This is a genomic window from Cloacibacillus porcorum, assembly GCF_001701045.1.
In the GTDB taxonomy this organism is placed as follows: Bacteria; Synergistota; Synergistia; order Synergistales; family Synergistaceae; genus Cloacibacillus; species Cloacibacillus porcorum.
On record NZ_CP016757.1, the window covers coordinates 215,218 to 233,671 of the forward strand.

The 18,454-nt window shown below is 56.1% G+C and carries 18 protein-coding genes; 10 read left to right on the forward strand and 8 right to left on the reverse strand.

Annotated elements, in window-relative coordinates:
- Nucleotides 1-95: 95 nt before the first annotated feature.
- A complete protein-coding gene (locus BED41_RS00935; RefSeq protein WP_066741918.1) occupies nucleotides 96-647 on the reverse strand; it encodes a phosphoribosyltransferase family protein in 552 nt (183 codons plus the stop codon).
- Nucleotides 648-659: 12 nt separating this feature from the next.
- A complete protein-coding gene (locus BED41_RS00940; protein ID WP_066741922.1) occupies nucleotides 660-1,772 on the reverse strand; it encodes a guanine permease in 1,113 nt (370 codons plus the stop codon).
- A 289-nt stretch (nucleotides 1,773-2,061) separates the two neighbouring features.
- On the opposite strand from BED41_RS00940, the gene BED41_RS00945 reads away from it, so the two are divergent.
- From BED41_RS00945 to ilvA, 8 genes are all read left to right on the forward strand, one after another.
- Nucleotides 2,062-2,784: a FadR/GntR family transcriptional regulator gene (locus BED41_RS00945; RefSeq protein ID WP_066741925.1), complete on the forward strand. Its 723-nt coding sequence runs from the start codon at nucleotides 2,062-2,064 to the stop codon at nucleotides 2,782-2,784.
- A 258-nt stretch (nucleotides 2,785-3,042) separates the two neighbouring features.
- On the forward strand, nucleotides 3,043-4,758 hold the full coding sequence (locus BED41_RS00950) for a thiamine pyrophosphate-binding protein (RefSeq protein WP_168160205.1): 1,716 nt from the start codon (nucleotides 3,043-3,045) through the stop codon (nucleotides 4,756-4,758).
- Between the two features lie 50 nt (nucleotides 4,759-4,808).
- Nucleotides 4,809-5,804, forward strand: a complete 996-nt coding sequence (locus BED41_RS00955; RefSeq protein ID WP_066741927.1) for a TAXI family TRAP transporter solute-binding subunit — start codon at nucleotides 4,809-4,811, stop codon at nucleotides 5,802-5,804.
- 144 nt (nucleotides 5,805-5,948) lie between these two features.
- Nucleotides 5,949-7,805, forward strand: a complete 1,857-nt coding sequence (locus BED41_RS00960) for a TRAP transporter permease (RefSeq protein WP_084002163.1) — start codon at nucleotides 5,949-5,951, stop codon at nucleotides 7,803-7,805.
- 106 nt (nucleotides 7,806-7,911) lie between these two features.
- On the forward strand, nucleotides 7,912-8,343 hold the full coding sequence (locus BED41_RS00965) for a DUF6917 domain-containing protein (RefSeq protein ID WP_084002164.1): 432 nt from the start codon (nucleotides 7,912-7,914) through the stop codon (nucleotides 8,341-8,343).
- A 12-nt stretch (nucleotides 8,344-8,355) separates the two neighbouring features.
- Nucleotides 8,356-9,690, forward strand: a complete 1,335-nt coding sequence (locus BED41_RS00970; protein ID WP_066741930.1) for an L-cysteine desulfidase family protein — start codon at nucleotides 8,356-8,358, stop codon at nucleotides 9,688-9,690.
- 34 nt (nucleotides 9,691-9,724) lie between these two features.
- Nucleotides 9,725-10,174: a hypothetical protein gene (locus BED41_RS00975; protein WP_066741932.1), complete on the forward strand. Its 450-nt coding sequence runs from the start codon at nucleotides 9,725-9,727 to the stop codon at nucleotides 10,172-10,174.
- Nucleotides 10,175-10,183: 9 nt separating this feature from the next.
- The gene (ilvA, locus tag BED41_RS00980) at nucleotides 10,184-11,437 is read left to right on the forward strand and encodes a threonine ammonia-lyase IlvA (protein WP_066741934.1); all 1,254 of its coding nucleotides are present in this window, start codon (nucleotides 10,184-10,186) and stop codon (nucleotides 11,435-11,437) included.
- Between the two features lie 99 nt (nucleotides 11,438-11,536).
- Here the strand turns inward: ilvA and BED41_RS00985 are convergent, their stop codons facing one another.
- Complete coding sequence (locus BED41_RS00985) at nucleotides 11,537-11,812, reverse strand: hypothetical protein (RefSeq protein ID WP_066741936.1); 276 nt, start codon at nucleotides 11,810-11,812, stop codon at nucleotides 11,537-11,539.
- A 529-nt stretch (nucleotides 11,813-12,341) separates the two neighbouring features.
- On the opposite strand from BED41_RS00985, the gene yedE reads away from it, so the two are divergent.
- Together yedE and BED41_RS00995 are read left to right on the forward strand one after the other, a co-directional pair.
- Complete coding sequence (gene yedE / locus BED41_RS00990; protein WP_066748741.1) at nucleotides 12,342-13,409, forward strand: YedE family putative selenium transporter; 1,068 nt, start codon at nucleotides 12,342-12,344, stop codon at nucleotides 13,407-13,409.
- A 12-nt stretch (nucleotides 13,410-13,421) separates the two neighbouring features.
- Entirely contained in the window at nucleotides 13,422-13,637 is a 216-nt protein-coding gene (locus tag BED41_RS00995; RefSeq protein ID WP_066741938.1) for a sulfurtransferase TusA family protein, read from the forward strand.
- A 118-nt stretch (nucleotides 13,638-13,755) separates the two neighbouring features.
- On the opposite strand, the gene BED41_RS01000 is transcribed toward BED41_RS00995, so the two are convergent.
- The 5 genes from BED41_RS01000 to BED41_RS01020 all read right to left on the reverse strand — a co-directional run bounded on the left by BED41_RS01000 (nucleotide 13,756) and on the right by BED41_RS01020 (nucleotide 18,422).
- Complete coding sequence (locus BED41_RS01000) at nucleotides 13,756-15,069, reverse strand: histidine-type phosphatase (RefSeq protein ID WP_066741941.1); 1,314 nt, start codon at nucleotides 15,067-15,069, stop codon at nucleotides 13,756-13,758.
- A 92-nt stretch (nucleotides 15,070-15,161) separates the two neighbouring features.
- On the reverse strand, nucleotides 15,162-15,950 hold the full coding sequence (locus BED41_RS01005; protein WP_066741944.1) for an XdhC family protein: 789 nt from the start codon (nucleotides 15,948-15,950) through the stop codon (nucleotides 15,162-15,164).
- A gap of 175 nt (nucleotides 15,951-16,125) precedes the next feature.
- Nucleotides 16,126-17,172 (reverse strand): molybdopterin-binding protein, encoded by a 1,047-nt coding sequence (locus BED41_RS01010; RefSeq protein WP_066741947.1) that lies wholly within the window; start codon nucleotides 17,170-17,172, stop codon nucleotides 16,126-16,128.
- Nucleotides 17,169-17,606 carry a Fur family transcriptional regulator gene (locus tag BED41_RS01015; RefSeq protein ID WP_066741950.1) on the reverse strand — a complete coding sequence of 146 codons (438 nt, stop codon included), beginning with the start codon at nucleotides 17,604-17,606 and terminating at the stop codon, nucleotides 17,169-17,171. The genes BED41_RS01010 and BED41_RS01015 overlap by 4 nt, the downstream gene beginning before the upstream one ends.
- A gap of 72 nt (nucleotides 17,607-17,678) precedes the next feature.
- Nucleotides 17,679-18,422, reverse strand: coding sequence for an IclR family transcriptional regulator (locus BED41_RS01020; protein ID WP_066741953.1), 744 nt, complete (start codon nucleotides 18,420-18,422; stop codon nucleotides 17,679-17,681).
- Nucleotides 18,423-18,454 lie beyond the last annotated feature (32 nt).

The following is an 18,454-nucleotide window of genomic DNA, read 5'->3' on the forward strand; positions in this document are numbered from 1 at the left end:
TCATTTTAATATAATAGCAGAAAAAGAGAAAAGCGGCCCTCAAAAAAGGGCCACTTTCTCGTTTTTACATGGGTTTTACGAACCTATAAGGGATGTTACTGATCTTTAAAGACCGGCAGCCTCTCCAGATAGATGAGGTCGTCCTTCGAGTAGCCGCCCTCTTCGAGCAGGACGGCGACTTTGCTGACGACCGTGCAGCCTGTTTTCGCGAGCACCTCTTCGAGCGAACGCAGCGAGCCGCCCGTAGAGACGACGTCGTCGACGACGCAGACCCTCTTGCCGCTGAGTTTCGCGGCGTCGAATTCGTCGATGACGATGATCTGTTTTTCCGTCGTCGTGATCGATTTGACCTCGGCGATGATGGGGTGCTCCATATAGCCCTTTACCGACTTGCGCGCGACGACATAGTCGACGCCCATACGCACCGCGAGGGCGTGCGTGAGGGGGATGCCCTTCGCCTCGGGGCAGACCAGCATCTCTATTGTTCCCAGCTTTTTGATCTCCTCGTAGAGCGCGTCGGCGCATCTTTCGATGAGCCGTGTGTCTCCGAGCATTACAAAGGAGGCGATACGGAGGTTGGGGGCCACGCGGACCTTTTTCAGCTCCCGTGTCAGTCCCGCGACATGCAGAGTGTAGGTTTCATTCATAATCATATCTCCTTATAGTCCGAATATCAGTTTGATCGCCACGCCGGCGAGCAGCCCGTAGAAGGGATTCCAGCGGGCGGAAACGATGACGGTCGCCCCGATGGCCATACCCCAGGGGGAGAATCCGAAGGGGCCCTGCGCCGCGGGCGCGAGCGAGATGGCGGCCTGGATGTTTGAGATGAAGGTGACGAAGACGCCGAGAACGAAGAGGAGGCCGGAGATGGCGGAGCTGTGGACGTAGCGGCCAAGGACGGGCAGCAGTTTAAAAAATAGTATCGCCGCCATTATCAGCATCATGAGGATGGAGGCCCCCACGGGATGCGGCGCGGTCGCCGTGCCGGAGATGATCGCCTCCACGGGGCCGCCGCCGAAGAAGGTGGAGCCCATGTCGGCGAGCGAGGAGTATATCGCGAGGTGATCGATGTTCGCGCTGGTGTTAGCGATACTGCCCGTTATCTTCCCGAAGCTGATGTTGGCTCCGATGTTGAGGCAGGCGAGGGCGAGGCCGCTGACGAGGATCTTCGGATACTTCCAGATCTTCCATTCGATATTTCCCAGCGTGAGCCTTTCGCGGCTCTCGTCCACGCAGAGGTCCTGCGCCTCGACTTTTCCATATTTTTTCATGATATTGAAGACTATCGTCGCCGCAATGACGGAGATGATGACCGTCTTCGCGAGGTCGAAGGTGATGAACCAGGTGGCGAGGGCGACCGCCATTGAGGAGATGCCGGAATATTTTTCGGCCTCAAGCATATCGATCGAGACGAGCGCGAGCATTACGCCGACGCCGGCCATCATCGCGTTGACGATGACGGGGCCGATCAGCTCGACGATCTTTTCGTTGAGGCCGAGCGACGAGGGGATGAGGAGGAAGAGCGCGCCCCAGAATACGAGGCTCATCCTTTCACGCGGCGTGCTGCCGAGCTTACCGGCGACGGCGATCGTCTCTGCCTGGAAGGATATCGTCGCCACGGAATTGAAGGCGAAAGAACCTGCGGCTCCGATGAGGAAAGCTATCGCGGTGGGAAAGGCCGCGAAGCCGAGCGAGAGCGAGAGCAGCCCTTGCGGCACTCCGTTCATGACGACGGCAAGCGCCGTCAGCAGATCTGTTGCGTATGATTCCATATAAATGATGCCTCCTGAAAGTTTTATAAAGTGGCCGTAACAGGCCAAAGCGTTAATAAAACTACATTAGGCTAGGGTATTTGTCAATCACGTAATTATAATTTAATATAGAAGTTTATTTTCGTCAGGGAATAGTTTGGGTTTGAATAACTATAGGGGCAGTGTTATCATTATGATACGGATTTATACGGAAATTTACCGTCAGTGATAAAATCACCGTTATATGTAGCTTATAATTATTTCATGGCTCCGGCCCGGCAGTCTGCTTAAATATGTTTGGAGGAACGTTATGAAGACAGTAGAAGAGAATGTCAATCCTTTGGAATTCCCTATCCTGCATATGATGCGTGATGCCGGGTCGCCGTTGGGGGCGGGCGCGATCGGCGAGGTTTTGGAGAGTCAGGGCATCTCGATAAGCGAAGCCGGCATTGGCAGGGCGCTCCGCTCTTTTCGCCAAAGGGGGCTGCTTGAACGCCGTGGATTCCAGGGGCATGTCATAACTGATACGGGCATTGAAAGACTCGCGGATCTTGAAGCGGCTAAAAGGTACGGAGAGACGCTGAAAAAGTTGATGGAAAAGGGCCTCACGCAAAACTATAACGTCGTCGATATCCTGACGGCGAGACGCGCCCTCGAACGTGAGGCGGCCTATCTGGCGGCGCTCAAGGCTACGCCGGAGGATATCGCCGAGCTGGAAAATATAGTTAAGGCCCAGTACAGCGGGATGGAGAAAAACGAGAATTACGCGGACCATTCCGCGGCCTTCCACAAGACGATCATGAAGATGGCCCGCAGCTCGATACTCAGCAACCTTTATGACCTGATAGGCCTCTCGGTCCAGTGGCAGGACTTTTTTATCGGGACATTCAAAATGTATAACCAGCCCGTCAACGTATCACATGAGAAGGTCCTGCAGGCGATAAAGGACCGCGATCCCGAGAGGGCTTCGATGCTGATGGGAAAACACCTCACCGACGTCGTTGATAACGCCAAAAAGCTTTATCTGGAGTGACGGCCTCCTCTATTATCCTCTAGGACAATAATCAATAAAAGGCCCGCGTCTTTACGGCGCGGGCCTTTTTGTCGCTCGCTTCGAGGAGAACTGTAAATGGCGGCATTATTATTCATAGGCACATAAAAAATAAACCCTAGAGTAATTTTTCTTGGTTGACAGTACAGATAATTATGTTTATAGTATAGTTGCTCATCCGTGACGGGCGGCGATAGTCATTTTTTCAAAATAAAACAAATGCTGAGTGGGGGTATGCGTATGAAGATGTCAGGTGCGCAGATTATATTGGAGATGCTGCGGCTGCATGAGGTAAAGCATGTATTTGGCCTGCCCGGAGAGACGACTTTGGGTTTTTACCGGGAATGGCTGAAATGTTCGGATATAGAACATATCCTGACCCATGACGAGCGCGCGGCCGCCTATATGGCCGAGGCATACGCCAAGGTCAGCGGCAGGGTCGGTATCAGCGAGGCTCCGAGCCCCGGCGGCTCTCATCCCGTGCCAGGTGTCCTTGAATCTTTTACGGGTGCCGTTCCGACGATCTGTTTTACTTCGGATGTGCCGTACAACAACGATAAGAGAAATATGCTCTCTGGCTTCGATCAGAACCGCCTCTACAGCGCGATCACGAAGGAGAGCATCCTGATAACGAAGGCTAAAGATATCCCCTTCCTCATCCGCAGGGCCTTCCGCGTCGCCCTCTCCGGACGTCCCGGAGCCGTGCATATCAGGGTGCCGATGGATGTATATACGGAGGAGGCCGAAGTTGACGACCTCTATGCCGATCCCTGCATGGCCAAATGGCCGGCCTATCGCCCCGTGGCCGATTTTTCGCAGATCGACAGGGCGGTGAAGCTGCTGGCCGCCGCGAAGCGTCCGGTCATCGTCTGCGGACAGGGGGCGCTGATCTCGGACGCGGGCGACGAGGTCCGGGCCCTTGCGGAGGAGCTCAATATCCCCGTCGGCTGCACGATGACGGGCAAGGGGACGATTTCCGAGACGCATCCTCTTTCTATACGCCTCATCGGCGCCAGGGGCGGCACGAGCTATTCCAACAAATTTCTTGAGACGGCGGATCTTGTCTTTTTCATCGGTTCGAACACGGACTCCGCCGGCACCGATGCCTGGAAGCTTCCGAAGCAGAGCGGTGGTCTGAAGGTGATATATTTGAACATCGACGGCGTGGACGCGGGGAATAATTACCGCACCGACGTCGTCCTTCTCGGCGATGCCAAGGCCACTGTGGGTATGATGGTTGAGAAGATAAGGGCCGAGGGAATTAAGTCCAACGCGGAAAACGGCTGTGAGGCCGCGCCGGCGATGAAGGCGCTCGACGAGTCCCTCCGCGAATTTGTAAAATCGACGCAGTTGCCGATACATCCGGTCCGTTTTATGAAGGAGCTTGAGGCTCTGCTTCCTGCAAAAAGCCATATCGTTGTGGAGCCAAGCGTCGGCAGCATCTTCTCCGCGGCCTATATAAAGCAGAGGGAGCAGGGGCGTCTTTTCCTCTCGAATTATTCCAATGGTGCGCTCGGATACGCCCTTCCCGCGGCTATCGGCGCGGCGGTGGCGCATCCGGACCATACGATCATCGCGCTGGGCGGAGACGGCAGCTTCCATTTCAACTGCGGGGAGCTTGAGACATACGCCCGCCTCGGAGTCAACGTAAAGATGATAGTCTGCAACAACAACGTCTTTGGCTGGATAAAGGGTGAGACCGCCCATGTCTACCGTTCCGACTTCTTCGCCACGGACTTTGGCGTGGTGGATTACGCGGGTGTGGCAAGGGCCTTCGGGGTAAAGGCGTATAAGCTTGACGATCCCGCGAAGATAACGGAGACACTGAAAGAGGCGATAGAGTATCAGGGCCCCGTGCTTATCGAACTGAGGGTCCCGGACGAGAGCCAGCTGGTACCGCCGGTTCCCCGTTGGATACCCAACGCCGTAGAAAAAGATATCCCCTATTGCTATTAAATATCAGGATAAAATCCCGCAACACCAAATCGGATAAGGAGGCTGTTTCAATGAAAAAGAGTAATCAGGTAATTTTCGGAGTTCTTGTATCTGTAATGACGGTGTTTTTCGCCTGCGCGGCGGGCTTCGCGGCCCCGCAGGATCTTAAGATCGGCTCCAATAAGGTCGGCAGCACCTGGTATGTTCAGGCGGCATGTATCGCGGACGCGGTGAAGAAGGCCTATCCCGGTATGGAGATAGACGCCGCCCCCATCGCCGGCGGCATCGGCAACCTCAAGCTGCTGGGAAAGGGCCAGATGAACATTGCCCTCACGATGGGCAATAACAATCTCTGGGCCTGGAACGGACAGGTCCTCTTCGACAAGCCGATACGGAATATCCGTACTCTGGTGGGCGGCCTCGACCAGTTTTATGTTGGCATCGCGGTCCGCAGGGGAAGCGGCATAAAATCGCTGGAGGATATCGTCAAGAACAAGCAGAAGATCCGTCTCATGACGGTCCAGCGCGGGACGACCGGCGAAGCCTCCGCGGCCCATGTGCTTGAGGCGGTAGGGATGACCTACGATGATATAAAGAAATGGGGCGGCGCCGTCGACCACACCGACTTCGAAGCCATCACAAACGCTATAAAGGACGGCCGCTGCGACGTCTTTATCCAGGCCCTCTCCAAGGGACACCCCACCTTCACGGAGCTTGCGGTGCTTGGCAAGATAGATCTGATCACGATCTCCAAAGATTCCCTGAAAAAGCTTGAAAAGTACGGCTATACGCAGTCGCTGCTTCCGAAGGACAGCTTTAAGGGGCAGACCGCGGACCTTATCCTTCCCGGCTACCGTTCGACGCTCACCGTCACAGATAAGATGGACGACGAAACGGCCTACAAGATCACCAAAGCGGTCGTGGAGGGCAAGGATGCGCTTGTTAAGGGACACAAGGCCTTCGCGGAATTCGAGCCTTCAAAGGGCGGCAGCCCGGAGAACCTCGGCGGCGTTCCCCTCCACCCAGGCGCGGCCAAGTATTATAAGGAAAAGGGATATATAAAATAGAGCCGATTCTCAGCGGGAGATTTTAATAACGTAGTTCTCAGGGGGAATTGAGTTTTTAGCCAAACTTTTCCCCCTGTCTTTTAACTTTGGAAATGTCTCTAAATAAGATCCGAAGGTAAGATCGTTTTGAAAGGATGGTCTTAGTTGGAAAAAATACGTAAACATCTGGCCTTTTGGGTATCCCTGTGCTGGCTCGCGGGACAGATATATATCGCCTTTGTGCCGGTTCAGGGAATGGTAATAAAGCCGCTGCACGTTGGTTTTGCGCTGCTGCTGGTATTTCTTCTGAAGCCCTTCATCAAAGAAAAGCCCTTGCTGTCAGCTTTTGTCGACGCGGTCTGTTTTTTGACGACATTCGCGTTTATGGCCCACATCGTGCTCAATTCGGTGCGGATAGTCGAGAGGATTCCGTTCGTCGACGACCTCTTTTATTTTGACAAGTTTTTCGCCCTTGCCCTCGTCATTCTTCTGATGGAGGCTGGGAGACGTTATCTTGGCTGGTCGATGACGATCATCGCCGTAATATTCATGCTCTACAGCTTCTTCGGCAGGAGCCTGCCCGGCATCCTATCCCATCAGGGGGTAGACCTGATCAGCTTTGTGGAGAACCAGGTAATGACCACCGGCGGTATCTTCTCAAGCCCGATCGCGGCATCCGCCGATACGATCTTCTATTTTATGATCTTCGGAGCCTTTCTCGCCGCGACCCCGGCAGGGAAATTATTTGTTTCGATCGCGAAATACGCGACCCGTAATTCTATCGGCGGCCCAGGCAAGGCATCCATCCTCGCCTCCGGCCTCTTCGGTATGATCAGCGGAAGCGCCGCGGCCAACGTCGCCTCCGTCGGTGTCATCACGTATCCGATGATGAAGAGGGGCGGATTCAAGCCTGTATTCAGCGCGGCCCTCCTGGCCACCGCCGGTACGGGCGGACAGCTGATCCCTCCGGTAATGGGAGCCTCGGCCTTTATCATGGCGGACATGATCGGGATATCCTACTTTAAAATCATCCTCTGCGCCACGCTGCCCGCGCTGCTGTATGTCGGCTCGCTTCTCTGGGAGGTTCACCTCGAGGCCAGCAAACAGGAGATCAAGCCGGAAGAGATAGACGCGAAGGAACACCTTGCCGTAATAAAGGGCTATCTGCATCTGATGCTGCCGATTGTCGCGCTGGTGGCGCTCATCGCCATGGGGCGTTCTCTGATGTATTCCGCCCTCGCCTCCACCGTGGTGCTCATACTCCTCTGCCAGATCAAAAAGGATACGCGGCTGTCGCTGAAGGAGATAGTCGATATGGGGGTCGACGGGACTAAGGCTTCGGTGATTGTCGCCCTTCCCTGTGCGCTGGCGGGAATAGTGATCGGTGAGGTCGTATTTACCGGTCTGGGGCTGCGTTTCAGTGCCGTCATCGCCTCCTTCTCAGCCAATAGCCTGCTGCTGGCGCTCCTGCTTTCGACGGTGATGATAATTATCATGGGAATGGGCATGCCGACCAGCGCCGCCTATATCATGAGCGCCGTGCTGCTCGCGCCGGCGATGCAGAATCTCGGCGTGGAGGCGATCGTCGCCCATATGTTCATCTTCTACTTTGCGAACATGTCGATGATCACGCCGCCGGTTGCCATCGCCTCCTATACGGCGGCGGGCATCGCGGAGACTGGGCTGTGGGAGACCGGCATCGAGGCGGTGCGGCTCGCCATAATTCTCTTCCTCATCCCCTTCATCTTCGTCTATAACCCCGCGCTTCTCGGCCTCGGTTCGATCCCGGCCATCGCCTGGGTATTCTTTACCTGCGTCATGGGGATAATGGGGCTGGGTATCGGCGTGATCGGTTACTGGAAGGGCGATATGGGCTGGCCGATGAGGGCGCTGTTCATCGTCGCGGCGCTCCTTCTTATCGTGCCGGAGACGATTTCGGACATCGCGGGACTGGCGATACTCTTCGCGCTGATCTTCGTCCAGCTGAAAAGAAGCAGAGCGGCGGTACAAAGCGGCAGTTAGTTTTTACAACATCAATAAGACTCTCTTGCGGGCTCTCCTTTATTTGTCGAGGAGGGCTCGATTTATATGATCTTTTGATTATTGTGATATCGGAAAGGATGTGTGGATGATGATTTTAAAGTTCAACAGGGATATTTTTTATGCTAAAAGAGACGCCGAGGGCGAGGTGATCGTTGTTCTAGACGGAAAGAGGGACGACAGGAGGCTCAAGATCGAAACGCATTACGCGCGGTCGCTGAAGAAGTATGATATCCATGAGGTGATCGTTACCGACGAGAGCGATGTGGAGCTTGGCGGCGAGGTCAATAAAATAGGTTATATCTGCTTCTTTGAAGTTTCGCAGGGAGGGCATATAATCTTAGGAGACGGTTTATATATAGCCGGCGATCTGATAGGCAGAGTTGTCGGCTTTGACGATATCCATATGCCGAACCATATGAATATCATCGTTCAAAGTCAGGATAGACGCTCTGCCAAGGAACGTGGCATAATGCTGGGGGATAAGGTCTCAATAGGCTTTATCCGCGGAAATAGTTAAGGGGGAAAAAGATTGCTTACGTTAAAAGAATTTCTTCGCAGCGAGGTAAAACCGGCGCTGGGGTGTACGGAGCCCGGAGCGGTCGCGCTTGCGGTGGCACGCGCCTGCGCGGAACTTCCGGGACGGGATGATATCGCCGCCGTACGTGTGACGGTGAGCTCCAGCATCTATAAGAACGGTATGGCGGTCGGCATTCCCGGTACTAAGGGAGCGCGCGGCAACGCCATCGCCGCGGCGATGGGCGCGATCTGCGGGGATGCCTCGCTTGGTCTGGAGGTGCTTCGCAACAGCACTCTGGAGGATGTGGCGAAGGCCGAGGCCTGGGTGCGCGACGAGCGCGTCTCCATCTACTGCGATCCCGACAGGAGCGGCGTCTATGTGCTCGCCTCCGTATTCACGCCGGGCCACAAGGCGGTCTGTCTCATCGAAAACAGCCATTCTAACGTTGTTAAAACAGTGCTCGACAACGAAACTACATATGAGGCCGAGCGTAAAGGTTCTTCCGCCAGCGGCTTTGACGACGGTTTCCCGCAGACGCTGCAGGAGGCGCTCGCCATGGCCGACGAGATCGACGCCGAGGATGTCAAGTTCATCTGGGACGGCATCAATATGAACTATAAGGTCGCGGAGGGCGGCTTCAGGTCTCCGCAGGAGTGCAGCAGCTGCGGCGCCTGCCTTCAGGGCAGCAAGTTCGGGCTTACGCTGCTTGAGATCGATCAGGACTGTGGCTGCAACAAGGTGCCGGCGGCGATGGAGATCCGCAGCACCTGCGCCGCGGCGGCTGAGGCGAGGATGTCGGGCATCCTGCTCCCCGTCATGAGCAGCGCCGGCAGCGGCAACCACGGGATAACGGCGATCCTTCCCGTTGCGGTGCTCGGCAGGCGCACGGGCAAGAGCGTGGAAGAGATCGCGAAGGCGGTCGCCGTCAGCCATATCGCAACGAGCTTCGTCAAGCACAATCTCGGACGCCTCTCCCCAGTCTGCGGCTGTTCCGTAGCCGCGGGAGCGGGAGCCGCCGCAGGCATGACCTATCTGATGGGCGGCAGCTACGATCAGATATGCACCGCGATGAGCCTTCTGCTGGCGAATATCGCGGGGATGCTCTGCGACGGGGCGAAGGAGAGCTGCGCGCTGAAGGTCGGAGCCGCGGCCACCGAGGCCTATTACGCGATGGAGTGGGCGCTTATGGGACAGCGGCTTGCCGTTCCTCAGGGCGTATTCGGCGAGACGATCGAAGAGACGGTAGAAAATGTCGGGCGCATTTCGCGCGAGGGAATGAGAACTGTCGACCGTGTCATGATCGAGATTCTCGACAAAAGGCACCGGCCGAGTTCGGTAGCATTTTAATTAATAATTTAAAGAAAGGTCTGAAGTAGAAGCTATGAAAAAGAAAATAAACAACGCCGTGGCAGCGGCGCTTATCTGTGCGGTAATGGTGGTCTCGGTGCCCGCGGCGCGGGCGCTTGATCTCGGCGACATCCTCAAAAAGGGCGCCCTCGGCGTTGCCGGAGGCTGGCTTGTAACGGCCATCTCGCCGCAGATGAACGATTTTATCAACACCATCACCTTCAATAAAGGCGTCAAGTACGAAGGGTACACGAAGGTGGTGCCGATAGTTTCGATCGGCGACGGCACGCGCATCGGCGCCGCCCAGGTAGGAGCGACGACGAAGGACGCCATCGACAATACGAAGGCTGTGGCCCAGATCGAGGGAGAGTTCAGCAGTATCCGCGCGACGGCGCTGATCCCGATAGACTCGCTCAATCCGATCCAGCGCTTCCGCCGCGTTAAGGGCGTCGGTGTCACGGCGATCATCAACGTAAGACTTTAGGCGCGTAAGATGTCAGACTACCGGCCTCAGCTCCATGACATCCAGAAAGCAAAGCAGCGCATAAGCGGCGTCGTGGTAAACACGCCGCTTATGCTGAACATCCAGCTCTCCGAACGCTATGGGGCGAATATCTGGCTCAAGCGCGAAGATATGCAGATCGTGCGCTCTTACAAGATCCGCGGTGCCTACAATAAAATATCCAGCCTTTCGCAGGAGGATCTCGCGCGCGGCGTCGTCTGCGCCTCGGCCGGCAACCACGCGCAGGGCGTGGCGCTGGCCTGCAATAAGCTCGGCATCAAAGGCACCATCTTCATGCCGAAGCCGACGCCGAAGCAGAAGATAAACCAGGTGAAGATGTTCGGCAAGGATAATATCGACATCGTGCTGACGGGCGACACCTACGACGATTCATGCAGCGAGGCGGTCGCCTGGTGCGAGTCGCAGAACGGGACCTTTATCCATCCCTTCAACGATCCGCAGATAATAGAGGGACAGGCGACGCTGGCCCTCGACATTCTCAACGAGGCCTTCGGAGGTTTTCACTATATTCTGCTGCCGATCGGCGGCGGCGGTCTGATGTCCGGCGTGGGCAGCGTCTTTAAGAGCCTGAGCCCCGACACCTGCGTCGTCGGCGTGGAATCTACGGGGACGGCCTCGATGAAGGCCGCCTTTGACGCGGGAAAGCCAGTCGAGCTTCAGCAGCTTGACACCTTTGCGGACGGCATCGCGGTACGGAAGGCGGGAGATATTACTTTTGACATCTGCCGTGAGGTGGTCGACCGCCTGATCCAGGTGCCGGAGGGGCAGATATGCACAACGATCCTCTCCCTCTACAACGAGAGCGCGATTGTCGTCGAGCCGGCGGGAGCCGTCTCCGTCTCCGCTCTTGAGTATATAAAGGACGATATTCGCGGCAAGAACGTCGTCTGCGTAATCAGCGGCAGCAACAACGACATCACCCGCATGGAGGAGATAAAGGAGCGTTCCCAGCTGCACCAGGGGCTAAAGCATTATTTTATCCTGCGCTTTCCGCAGCGGGCAGGCGCGCTGAGGGAATTTCTCGAGCATGTGCTTGGACCCGATGACGACATCACGCATTTCCAGTATTCCAAAAAGAATTCGCGTGAACGCGGTCCCGCGGTGGTCGGAATAGAGCTGCGCCGCGCAGAGGATTTCGCGCCGCTCGTCGAACGCATGAAACAGCATAATATCGTCTACGAATATTTGAACGACAAGCCCGACCTGTTCCAATTTCTTATATAGGCAGGTTACCAGTAGAAGCTACGCGGATGCGGCAGAATTGGAGACGAAGAGAGACGGTTTTTGGGCCGTCTCTCTCCGTCTCTGGGGTTTATAGGGGTGTTAGCTCTGGTTGGCTTTTTTAATTATCTCCGTTACCATCTCTTCACCGTGGGGTGTCATGTTCTGGATGGCCTCCAGATCCTCGTGGGTGAAGGAGGAAAAATCGAAGTTGGCGCGCTTTAAAATGGCTGCTCCTATATGATGTACGGCATCTTTGTTTTTCTTATAGATGCGCTCCTCAAGTTTTTTCATCTTCGTATCAAGCTCTTTTATCAGTAGTTCGGGGCTTCGCCGAATCCTTTTGGACGGCCCCTTAAGTTCTCTGCTTGCAGACATTTTATTCATCCCTTTCTGCGGCTATTATCAGTTTTTTCCCTGCGCATTATTATTACGGCCTCATATTGGCAAGTATAATTAAAATTTATCTTTCGCACATTGTGTTTTATGCCTATATTCTTCTGCGTAGGCATAATGATTAAAGGTTTGGTTCTAAGGGGCGCTTTTTTCGGAGATAGAGGGCTATAGAGCGGTGCGGTACCCTGTTTAGGCTCTTGCACAACAATGTCTTATGGCAAATTGCAAAAGTAAGCGGTTAGTGTTTATAATAACCGGTGTAATCGGTAAAAATATCCTTTGAGGGGAGGACGGCTGTCATGACGTGATCTGCTTATTTTGGCTCGTGTACCGAGTCCGCCGTCTGTCGCCGTTCCCTCGCATACCTGTATATAAAAGGATAATTTCCCCTCGTCCCCCGCTGTATTGATATGTGATGGGCGGCCGGTACGCCTGCCGGCGCTCTGTTTTGTCATATTTTATCCACGTATTTGGTCAACAACAGGAGGTAAATATTTTGGACCGTTTTCTTATGTCAAAAAATGGCCCGGCGTTCGCTGGGCTTGTTCTCGGCGTCATCGCGGCGCTGTTGGTAAAGTTTGGTAATCCTGGAAATATGGGCTTCTGCGTCGCCTGCTTCACGCGCGACATCGCGGGGGCGCTTGGCCTGCACCGCGCCGCCATCGTGCAGTATCTGCGTCCCGAAATCGCGGGCTTCATCCTCGGGGCCTTTGCCTCGGCGCTCGCCTTTTCCGAATACAGGCCGCGCGGCGGCTCGTCGCCGATGGTGCGCTTCGCCCTTGGCTTTTTTGCCATGATCGGCGCGCTCGTCTTTCTTGGCTGTCCCTGGCGCGCCTACCTGCGTCTCGCGGGCGGCGACTGGAACGCCATTGCCGGTATCGCGGGACTTATCGCCGGTATCGGTATCGGCGTCTGGTTCCTCTACGGTGGTTTCAGCCTCGGCGCCGCGCGCCCCACGCCGAAGGCGGCGGGACTTGTGATGCCGCTGCTCGCCCTGGCTATCCTCGCGCTGCTCTTCTTCAAACCTTTATTTGGTCCCGAGGGCAGCGGCCCGATATTCTTCTCCGCCAAGGGGCCCGGCGCGGCGCATGCCCCCATCCTCATCTCTCTCGGCGCCGGACTTGTCGTCGGCTGGCTCGCGCAGCGCACGCGCTTCTGCACGATTGGCGCGGTGCGCGACCTGATCATGGTCCGGGACTCGCACCTCTTTAAGGGGATCGCCGCCTTTATTCTCGCGGCCTTTGTGACCAACATGATCCTCGGACAGTTCAAGCCCGGATTTGAGGGACAGCCCGTGGCGCATACCATGCAGCTCTGGAACTTCCTTGGTATGGTCCTCTCCGGACTCGCCTTCACCCTCGCCGGCGGCTGCCCGGGACGGATGCTCATCATGTCTGGTGAGGGAGACTCCGACGCGGGCAGCTTTATTATAGGCATGCTCGTCGGCGCGGCCTTCGCTCACAACTTCTCGCTTGCAAGCTCCGGCGCGGGTATCGGCGCCTTCGGCGCGCCCGCGACGATTATCGGCCTTGTCTTCTGTCTGTTGGTGGGCTTCGGTTTCAGGAATAGAATGGCGTAGGAGGTTTTTGAGATGGAAAAGACGATCGTAGACGCGCGCGGGCTCTCATGTCCGCAGCCAGTAATAGAGACAAAACGGGCGCTTGACAAGCTGAGCGCCGGTCTTGTGGAGGTACTTGTAGATACCGTGACTTCGCGTGAAAATGTCATCCGCTTCGCGCAGCACGCAGGCTGGAAGACGGAGTGGACGGAGACGGAAGGTGGTTTTTCCGTGACGGCGGCGAAGTGACCCTGTAAAACTGCGGCGTCAGCTCGAAAGAGCCCGACGCCGCAAGTTTTATGAGTTAGACGAGTATTCGGACGAGGACTTTTGTAACCAGTCCCGCCCGGAAATTTAGTCTTTCACGCTATCTGGCGTTTGCAACCCTGTTGTTGACCCAGTCGGCAAACTCCTCCGGCGAACATTCTCCCGCGGGGCGTGTGCCCGGTTTCCGCTGCATATGCGAGAGTGAGATCTGATATCTGTCCGCGGGAACTGGCCGGTCGGCGTCGCTGTGCAGGGCCTCCAGCGAAAGTCCAGTGAACTCCGCGGTGACATACCTTTCTTTTCCCCTCTGCCAGAGTGAAAGGACCAACGCGCCTCCCGGAGGCACTTCGTTTTTCGCGAACCCCGGCAGCTGCCAGTCCGCGCCGATGAGCGCTCCGACGCCGGCGATGTTTGTGTCGTGTCCGACAAAGATCGCCGCTTTTGCCGCCGCCGCGGGCTCCTTGACGGCGTCGGGAACTTTAGCCAGACATAATTCTTCCGAGAGCAGAGAGGATGCCAGCAGCATCGTAAGCTCGCCGGCGCGCGTCCTCGCAACGGAGGGGGCGCGGTTAACGGCGTCGAATATTCTGCTGTGTACGGGCAGGAGGTCCCTTAGTATCATAACGTCCGCCGCTCCCCAGCCGGCGTTTTTCTCCGGCCACTGGCAGTATTCGAGCAGAAATATCTCCACGATGCCCGACGCGGCGCCCAGCGCGCCCGTGATGCCGACGGAGCGGTCCCCGTCACGGAATTCGATCTCGGAGGGGAGGTCGGCAAAGGTCGAGCCATAGAGCCGTCCGGCCTTAGCGGCGGCCCTTTCCGAGAGCGGCCCCGTGATGTCCGCCAGCATGCTGATCTTCGGCGCAAGCTCCTGCTGAAGCGCTGTTAAACTTCCGCCGGCGTTTTTCATGATGTCGCGGCGGACGGCGTCGGTGTCAAAATCCGCGAAGCCGGCCTCTACCGGATGGAAGATTGGATAGACAAAGGCCCTCGCGGAGAGCACCGGCGTGATCCCTCCCTGCGGGGCGAGCGCCTCGGAGATGGCGTCCGCGGTGGCTTTCGTACGTTGGTCGACATCCGCGCAGATGAAAATCTTGTCGGGCGTGACGCCGAGAGACTCCAGCCGCGCGCGTTCCGCCGTCCACTGGCGGGATATCAGCGACGAGCCGCGCGTCGTGAGGTGCCCGGCCCTTACCGGCCACCTGGGCCAGGGCTTAGCGCTCCATTCCGCCAGCTTGGCCGCCGGCTGTGTGGGGCTGCGTACTCCATGCCGGGAAAGTACGACCTCTTTCAGCAGCACGCTCTTTTCCGCGGCGTATCCCCGCGTGGGGGCCAGGGCCGCGAAGAGCAGTAAGAAAATGGTGATGATCTTTATGGCATATATCTTGAAGCGAGGCATTTTGTTGTTATCCATCCTTTCTATTGTAAAAAGAGACTTTCATACTTATAAAGTATAAAAGTCTCATATTAAAGGGTAAATAACGAATCCGACTGTGTGTTTCTTGCCTATCCGCGCAGCCTTTTTATATCCGCGCCGTATTTTACGGCTATTATCTCCGCCATTGCCGATACGGCGATCTCGTTTGGCGTCTCGGCCTTGATCGGCAGCCCAATCGGCTGGTATATCCGGTCGAGATGCTCCTCGCTGACGCCGCGTTCGAGCAGCATTTTGCGCACCGTGGCGATCTTGCTGCGCGAGCCGATCATGCCGTAATAAGCCCCGGGTTTTTTGTCCGTCACCGTGACGGCCTCGGCGTCGAGCGCGTGGCCGCGGGTCATGATGACGACGTAGCTGCGTTCGTGCAGTGTGATGCCGTTCTCATATATCTTGTCTATGGGGCAGGCGATGTTGCGCGCCCAGGGGATATGTTCGTCGTTGGCGAATTCAGGACGCTCGTCCCAGACGGTGACGCGGAAGCCGGCGAAAGCGCCGAGCTCCGCGACGGCGCGCCCGACGTGGCCGCCGCCGAAGATGACGAGTTCGTCGCAGCGGCCGATCGTCTCCATGTAAACGTCCGCGCTGCCGCCGCAGGCCATGCCGTCGCGCTCCGTCAGACTTTTATGCCAGGTGCGCGACGCTTCGCCGCTGTTCATCAGCTGCAGCGCCTCCTGTATCGCCTCATATTCGATGAGGCCGCCGCCGATCGTTCCCGCGATGCTGCCGTCCGGGCGCACCCACATCGAGGCTCCGCGGCTGCGCGGCGTAGAGCCGCTCTCGCTCGTCACGGTGCAGAGCACGCCGAACTTCCCCGCCTGTACCTCTTCGTTGATCTTATTCAAAAGTTCGATATTCATATTTCATCTCCTCTTGTCTTTTAACATGTTTTTTTATCACGTAATAGTAAATTTGAGGATTAGATGTGCTAGGCGCTAAATGACTTGGCATCAGCCGCCCGGAGCCGTATTCATATACGGTGAGGACCGGATGATGCCAGGTCATGACGCGAATGGCGCATATAATCCTCAAATTTTAGGAGCCGGCGGCGAAAGAACAGGCCGGATAATGACACGTCGGGCAGTGTTCGCAGAGGCCGCCCACGCCCCACCGGCGCACCAGGTCTCCCGGCTCAATACCGGCGAAGACGAACGGCAGCAGCTTGTCGAGCGCGGTCCTCTCGTCGAAGGCGACGCAGGCGGGAGCGCCGATGACCGCCACATCGCGGCCGTCCTCCGGCGAGGCGGCCCAGCCGAGCATCAGCATCGCCCCCGGCAGCGCCGGCGTCCCCTGGAAGGATATCTTGCGGCAGCGGCTGCGGATGGCGCCCGGCGTCTTGTCGTCGGCGTCGACGCTCATACCGCCGGTACAGATGACGACGTCCGCTCCCTCATTGAGGAAGGCGGCGATCGCCTCGCTGATCTGCTCGAGGGAGTCGGTGCAGAATCGCTGACCCATCAGCGAGCCGTTGAGGCGCGATAGTTTTTCCAGCAACTTAGGACGGAAGGCGTCCTCTACTTTTTTGTCGACGATCTCTTTGCCAGTCGTTATCAGTCCGACCTTCAGCGGCATGAAGGGCAGAATCGTAAATGGTTTGCTGCCGCGCACCGCCGCGACGGCGCGTTCCACGCGGTAGTCTTCCATGACGAGCGGACGGATGCGAAAGCCGGCGACCACCTGCCCGGCGAGCACCGGGCGGTGCGGCGCAAGGGCTGAGAGGACCCAGTCCGGGTCCTGATTGACGCGGTTCACCGTCTCCGCGAGATACCAGAGAATGCCGGAACTTTCCGCGACGAGGTTGCAGCGTCCCTCGGATGGCTCCGTCAGGCGCAGGTTGTCGCCGCAAAGGACCTCGCCGAGCTGGCGCGCGGCGTCGTCCTCATGCACGTCGCCGGGCGACATCTCCATTATTGAGAGATTTTCGCGTCCCATGGCGCGCAGAGTTTCAAGGTCGGCCTCGGTTATCACCTGTCCCTTTTTGAAGCGGGCGGATTTTTTGTGGTTTTTAGCGTCGATCTGTGTTAGGTCGTGGGCCAGCGGCAGTCCGATGGCCTCCTCCAGCGGGATTGTGGTTATCTTCATTTATTTTCTTCCTTTTCTTCCGATTTTTGAACGGCGCAGTCCGGACAGGTGCCGTATACGACAAGCTGTTTTCCCTCTACCTGCATCCCCTCGGGGACGGTCACGCGCGGCATCTTCTGGTCCGGAAGGCAGAACATCTTGCCGCATGATAGACAGAGAAAGTGGGGATGGTCTCCGGGGCAGCCGTCCAGGTCCTGTTCGTGGGCGCAGAAGCGCCACACACCGTCAATGCCCTGCACCTGGTGAACGATACCGGAGTTTTTCAACGTATCGAGCGTGCGATAGAGCGTGACGCGGTCGAGGTGGTCGTCGATCATTGAAAGTATTTCGCTGTGCGACATGGGAGAGCCATGTCTGAAAAGCAGCTCAAGTATCACTCTGCGCTGACGCGTAGTACGCAGTCCGGCGCCGCTCAAGATTTTTTCGATATCCAAAATAATCCCCCCATCAGCAATCTGTTTGCAATTATATTGCAAACAGGTTGAGGTTACAACGTTCTGTTTTGTCTATGCCAGTTTGACTTTTTTGACGGCCTCAAGAAGAAGCGCCTTCCAGAGAGCCCCCTCCGTCTCACAGGCAAAACGTGTGCCGATGATCGAGAGTGCGGCAAGTAAGTTGTTACCTTCATCCAAAATTGCGCATGATACAGAACCGGCCCCAGGATTTATTTCTTCAATGCTGGAGCAGCACCTGGTTCTGCGTATCTCGAATAAGGATTTGCTAAGTTCTTCAGGAGATGTGATGGTGAATGGAGTATATCTTTTTAAAGGAGACGACATGACGCTGACACGTACAGCTTCTGGCGCATAGGCAAGAAGGACCCTTGAGCTGCTTCCGGCATGCAACGGAGATTCTCCGCCTATCCTGGTTGCAATGTGTATCGAATTTTTAGAGTCTATTTTTTGTATACATACAGATTTTATACCCTCAAGAAAATGAAGCATTGTGCTCTGATTGCAGGCAATGGAAAGTTGTTTCATAATCGGGGTGAACTGTCGTACGAGTTCTGCTTTTAGTATTTCTTCTCTTGTAAATGGTAGCAATTTCATGCCGTAGCGGTATGTTTTTTTTGTTTTTGAAAATAACAGCCACTCTCGTTTTGTAAGTTTTTCCAGTATAGGTTTAATTTGAGCCTCAGACGCTTCGCACTGCACAACAGTTTCTGAAAGCGAAAGCTCTAGTCTGTATCGGAAAAAAAGTTCGAAGACTTTAGCCATACATTTTATATTTGAAATCGTTGCCGCGCTCATTACCTATCTCCTTAAACCTTAGAAGTTTACTG

What these genes read in the sequence shown, in the direction of transcription:
- BED41_RS01010 (WP_066741947.1), bottom strand. Translation starts at nt 17,172, where the DNA reads ATGAAGATAACCACAATCCCGCTGGAGGAGGCCATCGGACTGCCGCTG.
- BED41_RS00975 (WP_066741932.1), top strand. Translation starts at nt 9,725, where the DNA reads ATGAAAAAGAAAATAAACAACGCCGTGGCAGCGGCGCTTATCTGTGCG.
- BED41_RS00965 (WP_084002164.1), top strand. Translation starts at nt 7,912, where the DNA reads ATGATGATTTTAAAGTTCAACAGGGATATTTTTTATGCTAAAAGAGAC.
- BED41_RS01020 (WP_066741953.1), bottom strand. Translation starts at nt 18,422, where the DNA reads ATGAGCGCGGCAACGATTTCAAATATAAAATGTATGGCTAAAGTCTTC.
- ilvA (WP_066741934.1), top strand. Translation starts at nt 10,184, where the DNA reads ATGTCAGACTACCGGCCTCAGCTCCATGACATCCAGAAAGCAAAGCAG.
- BED41_RS01005 (WP_066741944.1), bottom strand. Translation starts at nt 15,950, where the DNA reads ATGAATATCGAACTTTTGAATAAGATCAACGAAGAGGTACAGGCGGGG.
- BED41_RS01000 (WP_066741941.1), bottom strand. Translation starts at nt 15,069, where the DNA reads ATGGATAACAACAAAATGCCTCGCTTCAAGATATATGCCATAAAGATC.
- BED41_RS00945 (WP_066741925.1), top strand. Translation starts at nt 2,062, where the DNA reads ATGAAGACAGTAGAAGAGAATGTCAATCCTTTGGAATTCCCTATCCTG.
- BED41_RS00955 (WP_066741927.1), top strand. Translation starts at nt 4,809, where the DNA reads ATGAAAAAGAGTAATCAGGTAATTTTCGGAGTTCTTGTATCTGTAATG.
- BED41_RS00935 (WP_066741918.1), bottom strand. Translation starts at nt 647, where the DNA reads ATGAATGAAACCTACACTCTGCATGTCGCGGGACTGACACGGGAGCTG.
- BED41_RS00985 (WP_066741936.1), bottom strand. Translation starts at nt 11,812, where the DNA reads ATGTCTGCAAGCAGAGAACTTAAGGGGCCGTCCAAAAGGATTCGGCGA.
- BED41_RS00995 (WP_066741938.1), top strand. Translation starts at nt 13,422, where the DNA reads ATGGAAAAGACGATCGTAGACGCGCGCGGGCTCTCATGTCCGCAGCCA.
- BED41_RS00940 (WP_066741922.1), bottom strand. Translation starts at nt 1,772, where the DNA reads ATGGAATCATACGCAACAGATCTGCTGACGGCGCTTGCCGTCGTCATG.
- yedE (WP_066748741.1), top strand. Translation starts at nt 12,342, where the DNA reads ATGTCAAAAAATGGCCCGGCGTTCGCTGGGCTTGTTCTCGGCGTCATC.
- BED41_RS00950 (WP_168160205.1), top strand. Translation starts at nt 3,043, where the DNA reads ATGAAGATGTCAGGTGCGCAGATTATATTGGAGATGCTGCGGCTGCAT.